At 58.7% G+C, this 4669-nt stretch carries 6 protein-coding genes; 1 reads left to right on the top strand and 5 read right to left on the bottom strand.

The genetic code is table 11. From position 1 onward, the window contains the following. Positions 1-218: 218 nt before the first annotated feature. From WCO56_28950 to WCO56_28965, 4 genes are all read right to left on the bottom strand, one after another. The gene (locus WCO56_28950; protein ID MEI7733628.1) at positions 219-620 is read right to left on the bottom strand and encodes a hypothetical protein; all 402 of its coding nucleotides are present in this window, start codon (positions 618-620) and stop codon (positions 219-221) included. Positions 621-639: 19 nt separating this feature from the next. Next, the gene (locus WCO56_28955; protein ID MEI7733629.1) at positions 640-843 is read right to left on the bottom strand and encodes a hypothetical protein; all 204 of its coding nucleotides are present in this window, start codon (positions 841-843) and stop codon (positions 640-642) included. A 49-nt stretch (positions 844-892) separates the two neighbouring features. Continuing rightward, on the bottom strand, positions 893-1903 hold the full coding sequence (locus WCO56_28960) for a hypothetical protein (protein ID MEI7733630.1): 1011 nt from the start codon (positions 1901-1903) through the stop codon (positions 893-895). A gap of 91 nt (positions 1904-1994) precedes the next feature. Continuing rightward, positions 1995-2780, bottom strand: a complete 786-nt coding sequence (locus WCO56_28965; protein MEI7733631.1) for a hypothetical protein — start codon at positions 2778-2780, stop codon at positions 1995-1997. A 469-nt stretch (positions 2781-3249) separates the two neighbouring features. Here WCO56_28965 and WCO56_28970 point away from each other — a divergent pair, with 469 nt between their 5' ends. Then, complete coding sequence (locus tag WCO56_28970) at positions 3250-4368, top strand: formylglycine-generating enzyme family protein (protein MEI7733632.1); 1119 nt, start codon at positions 3250-3252, stop codon at positions 4366-4368. Here the strand turns inward: WCO56_28970 and WCO56_28975 are convergent. Then, a partial coding sequence (locus WCO56_28975; protein ID MEI7733633.1) for a hypothetical protein occupies positions 4355-4669 on the bottom strand: 315 nt, incomplete at its 5' end. The genes WCO56_28970 and WCO56_28975 overlap by 14 nt on opposite strands.

The raw sequence follows: 4669 nt of genomic DNA on the forward strand, positions 1-4669 counted from the left end.
AAGGCAGGGCTCTGCAAAAGCCTTATGCGTCGGTTCGATTCCGACCCTCGCCTCCATTCCTAAAGTGCTTTAGCACAAGGGTTTTGGAAAAATAGAGGGTCCTAATCTTCAACGAATTCTTCAACGATTTCAGCGCTCGTTCACTATCCGGCACAGGTCCGGCGATTACTCGCCTAGTGCACGGATGCGAGCGCTACCCAGGCAGCATATCCTCAAAATCATGAATACGGATACCCATCCGCCCCAGGCACCGCATCCCAGCTCCAATGCACCGTGTAATAATTGGAGGAATAGTCATCCTGGACGGTCACCTCCGCATAATTGGGCGAGAAATACTTTTGCCCATTCCGCATCTGGTACGGGTAAATCCGGATGACGTGCAGATACCCCGCCGCCGAATATTCGGAGCCAACGCCATATTCAATGTAACCATTCCCCGCAGGGGCCGCTGGCTGCCAGCACTTCATGGCTCCCGCCCCCGCGTCCAGCCACAGCACCAGCCCGCCCACATGATTGGGCAGGATCGCCTGAGCCGTCTCCTGGACCGCCACCCCGCGCCGCCCGCGAATAATCACGTTTGGCCGCATCCGCTGTTCAAGCGACGGCAAAACCTTGCGCACGGGAATAACAATGCGCCCTTTACGCGTTGCCCTGGGGATCTTCACCACGCGTTCCTTTCTTGCCAGTCTGCGTTGCATTGCCAGCCGCCTCAGGCGCAGCCGCCGGAAGCACCGGGCTCACCGGCACCGGCTTTTCTGCAACCGGCAGTGGGGCCGCTGCCACATTCTCAATCGGCACCATGGGCCGGCGAAGGCGTCGAATGATTGGATATAGTCCTTGCATAGAAACAATGAATCGGCGTGCCGGCCCGGATGACCGGCACGCCCTTGGTTTAGTTATTGTGCTCGATGGCGACAATGCGCACGTTCTTGTTCTCGTACACGCGCACCCAGTTCGCCCCGGTTTCCAATTCCGCATTGGTCGGGGAGTCCGCCGCCACACTGGCGCTGGTGAACTTCACCCCGCGCGGATGCAGGATGTACCGGCGCCGATTGATCAGTACCGTGTCGCTGTCCAGCGGCACCCGGGCCAATTCCACCCCCTCCGTGCCAGACCCGCCCTGCAAGGGCGCAGAATCCAACGTGGCCGTCCCCTTGCCGAACGCACCCGGCCCGAACAAATACGACGTGTACACCACGCCATCCGTGGTGCCCGCCCGCGTCGGCAGATTGTCGTCCACAATCACCCGGCGGCCCTGGAAGGTCTTGATCTGCACTTTCCCCTCGCTGTCCGGGATGAAGTCAATCAAGTCCAGCTTGCGCAGCGCCGCTTCCGTGGCCGAGTGCATCGCAATCGCCGTCAACCGGTCACTGCGATCCCCCAGCTTCAACGTGGCATCCACGAATGTGGAACCATTCAGCACCGTGCTGGCCGTCTTGCTCGCGATGGATTCGCTGGCAATGGTCAGCTTGTTTCCAGACATGCTGGCCGCGGCGAAGATGCCCTTGAGGCACGACACCACCATGCCCTCATCCGTGCGCGCCCAGTATTCCGCCACCAGGTCCACAATCCGCTGCATCGGATCGTCGCCCGAAATTACCTTCGCCAGGTGATTCACACTCCACACCTGCGCATCATTCTGGATGCGCGCAATGTCCTGGTCGCTGGTGATCTTGTTCACCGTGAGCGATGCCGAATCACTCAGGAGCTGCCGCGCCCCGCTCAGGTCCTTCCAAAACGGCATCTTCACATCGCGCCCTCCGCCCGCTGCCAGGGCGTCAAATTCAGGCGCATGCTCCACAATGCCGCACTGTCCAAACGTGGACAACTCCGCCGTCCGTTCGACCGCATACCGCTCGAACAGGGTCGCCACAATAATATCTGCCACTGCCGTCTTACTCATAATCTACTCCGTTTCCTTTCTTATTTCTCCGTAGCCGCCGACGTTAGTCGGCGCCAGGATTGTTTTTATTTCTGCTTTCTGTTTTCCACTTTCAGCTTTGGCTTTTCAGCCGTGCCGCCAAGCCCGGATCACTCTTCTGCAACTTCATTTGTTCCGTGAGATTCCACGTCTCCTTGCGGAACGGGTTTTTCACAGACCGATTACCGACCCCACCGGGGCCGTTGCTGTAGTGGGAAGTGGCACCGCCACCACCGCCGCCCGCGTTGGATTCAAACAGGTGCGGGGCTTCCGCCACCTGTTGGTCGGTCCATTCCTCCAAAGTCATGGGCGTAATGCCATCCTTGCCGTAGCGGACGGTCTTGCCATCCGCCTCGTACGCGGTGGGCACCCCATTCGCCAATCGGAACACCGTGCGCGCCCGCGCCGTAATGTCCGGGATCGCCGTAGGCCGCAGCCCGCGTTTGGTCGCGGTGGTGAGCACGCCCTGGTCAATCTGGATCGTCACCAGCCGGGCATTCAGCGCATCCCGCTCCCCGGTCAGGCCGAGAACCTGCTTATCCCAATCCGCCTTCAACCCCTTGATGCGGTTCTCGACGACCTTGTCCACCTCGCCCGCCTTGAGTTGGGCGGTTTCCTCGAGCTTGCGTTTTTCATCCGCCAAACGGCGGACGTCATCCGGGTCAATCCCCTCGAAGCGTTGCCGCAACTCATCGCGCTCCTTGGCCAGGGCCAGATTGCTGGCGCGGATTTCATCCAGCTTGGTTTTCTCGACCACGCCCTCCGCATCCAGGTGCCAGGCGCCATCGCGTTCGGTGTAAAATCCAGCGTGCTCCGCCGGGATTTCCTCTCTCGATTTGTATTTGTATTTCAGTGCCATTTGTTTTGTTCCTTCCATCAACTATCAACTCTCAACCAATTTGTAGCAGCCGACGTCAGGAGACTCTGTTTTCACTTCTGCCTTTAGCCTTTTGCCTTCTGCCTTTCCGCACATTACACCCTGTTTTCTGGGCATATTTGCAATTTCCGGCGTGGCGCTTTTCCAACTAGGACAGTGCAGACACTATGAGTGACTCTCCGCGACTCTCCGTGACAAAAAATATTTCAAAAATAATTTGACAGTATTTTTACGCCCGTAGCAGCCGACGTTAATCGGCTCAAACAAAAGCCGCCCCAACGGGGCAAGGAGATAATAGCCCAGGGCAAGCGAGGCACGAGCGCCGCCCTGGGTACCAACCCCAAAAAGAAAAATCCCCCCTCTCCATTTTGGAGGGGGATGAGGCTCCGTGCCAAGCCCCCACGCTCGCTTCAGCCTTGCCATCGCTCACCCGCAGGTGTATCCTTCCTTCATGAAAGTCACGAGGCATTTTCCCTTTGTCCTCCTGCGCCACACTACGCTCCTTGAGCTTGTGCGCGTGTTTTCTTCTGTCCCCATCCTCCTGATGGGCGTAGCCGCTAACGCCACGCCGCACCTTACCTCGGCCGCCAGTGGCGAACCCATACCGCACCCGGCTTCGACGAACACTTATCCAGTAACCAATGGCACCCGCATCGTCCAGGTTCCCGCGACGATGGTCTATATTCCTGGTGGAAAGCTCACGGTCGGCACGGGCGTGAATGCCACAAACGTTGACCTCGCGGAGTACTGCATTGGAAAATTCCATGTGTGCAATGCCGAATACAAAGCCTTTCTCGATGCGACCGGTTCCTCAGCCTACCCGAGCTACTGGACCAACGGCGTCTACCCCGCAGGCAAAGCCAATCACCCCGTTGTTTACATCTCGCTCACCAAGGCTCTCGCCTACGCCGCGTGGGTAAGCCAGCAGACCGGCTGGAAGGTGGGCCTCCCTTCCGGCTACCAGTGGGAGAAAGCCGCGCGCGGCCCACAGGGCTATATTTACCCGTGGGGTGACGATCCGGGCACCACGTATCACGACGGCGCTCTAACCACCAAGTTCAACTACAACGCCGTGATTGCCGCCCTCTGCCTCGCTCGCCAGCCCAAACTGCCCGTGGTTTACAACCACCAAAAATCCAAGTATTGCGGAACCAAAACAACGGTGGACCAAATCGCCGCCTACGACTCTGCAGGCACGCCCACCTTTCTTTCCGTCAACGCAAACGGTTCCGTTAGAGGCTGGGTGAATCATTCAACCTACACTGGCTTTATTTACACCGACCTGTTTGCTTCTCTTAACGCAAGCGGCGGCAACACGACTCCGGTCGGGGCTTACGAGGCCGGCAAAAGTGCTTACGGCTGCTACGATATGGCAGGAAATGTCTGGAACTGGTGCACCTCCACCATCGTGGCCAGCAACGGTGCCGAAAAAGGCCAGACCGTCAACGAAATCCGTGGCGGCTCCTGGTATGCAAACGGCACCAGTTGCCGCAGCATTTCGATCGGCGAAGGCCGCCAAGCCAATGGAGCCTACAACACGGTGGGCTTTCGCGTGGTCATGCTACCCTGACGCCGGAGCTTTGGGGGATTGCCACTTTCCCGCCCTTCCCAATCAGCTTGTTCTCCTCCTCATTCGCCCGCCCATCCGGCAGAATCTCCGACCGCCGGAACAGCTCGAACAGCGTGTCCTGGCTGATGGCCCCAGCCTGCCACGCCGCCACCAGCGCGGTCACTTCCGTGGCCGCCATGCCATGCGTGCGGAAATCCGTGTTCAGATCCAGCAATGCTTGTTGGTCCGTGATGTCTTCGGGATTTGCTTCCGTGGAATTCCACCAGTACACCCAGCGCACCACATGCGTCAGCGATTCGCT

It is taken from the genome of Verrucomicrobiota bacterium (assembly GCA_037139415.1).
In the GTDB taxonomy this organism is placed as follows: domain Bacteria; phylum Verrucomicrobiota; class Verrucomicrobiia; order Limisphaerales; family Fontisphaeraceae; genus JBAXGN01.

What these genes read in the sequence shown, in the direction of transcription:
- WCO56_28955 (MEI7733629.1), bottom strand. Translation starts at nt 843, where the DNA reads ATGCAAGGACTATATCCAATCATTCGACGCCTTCGCCGGCCCATGGTG.
- WCO56_28960 (MEI7733630.1), bottom strand. Translation starts at nt 1,903, where the DNA reads ATGAGTAAGACGGCAGTGGCAGATATTATTGTGGCGACCCTGTTCGAG.
- WCO56_28965 (MEI7733631.1), bottom strand. Translation starts at nt 2,780, where the DNA reads ATGGCACTGAAATACAAATACAAATCGAGAGAGGAAATCCCGGCGGAG.
- WCO56_28970 (MEI7733632.1), top strand. Translation starts at nt 3,250, where the DNA reads ATGAAAGTCACGAGGCATTTTCCCTTTGTCCTCCTGCGCCACACTACG.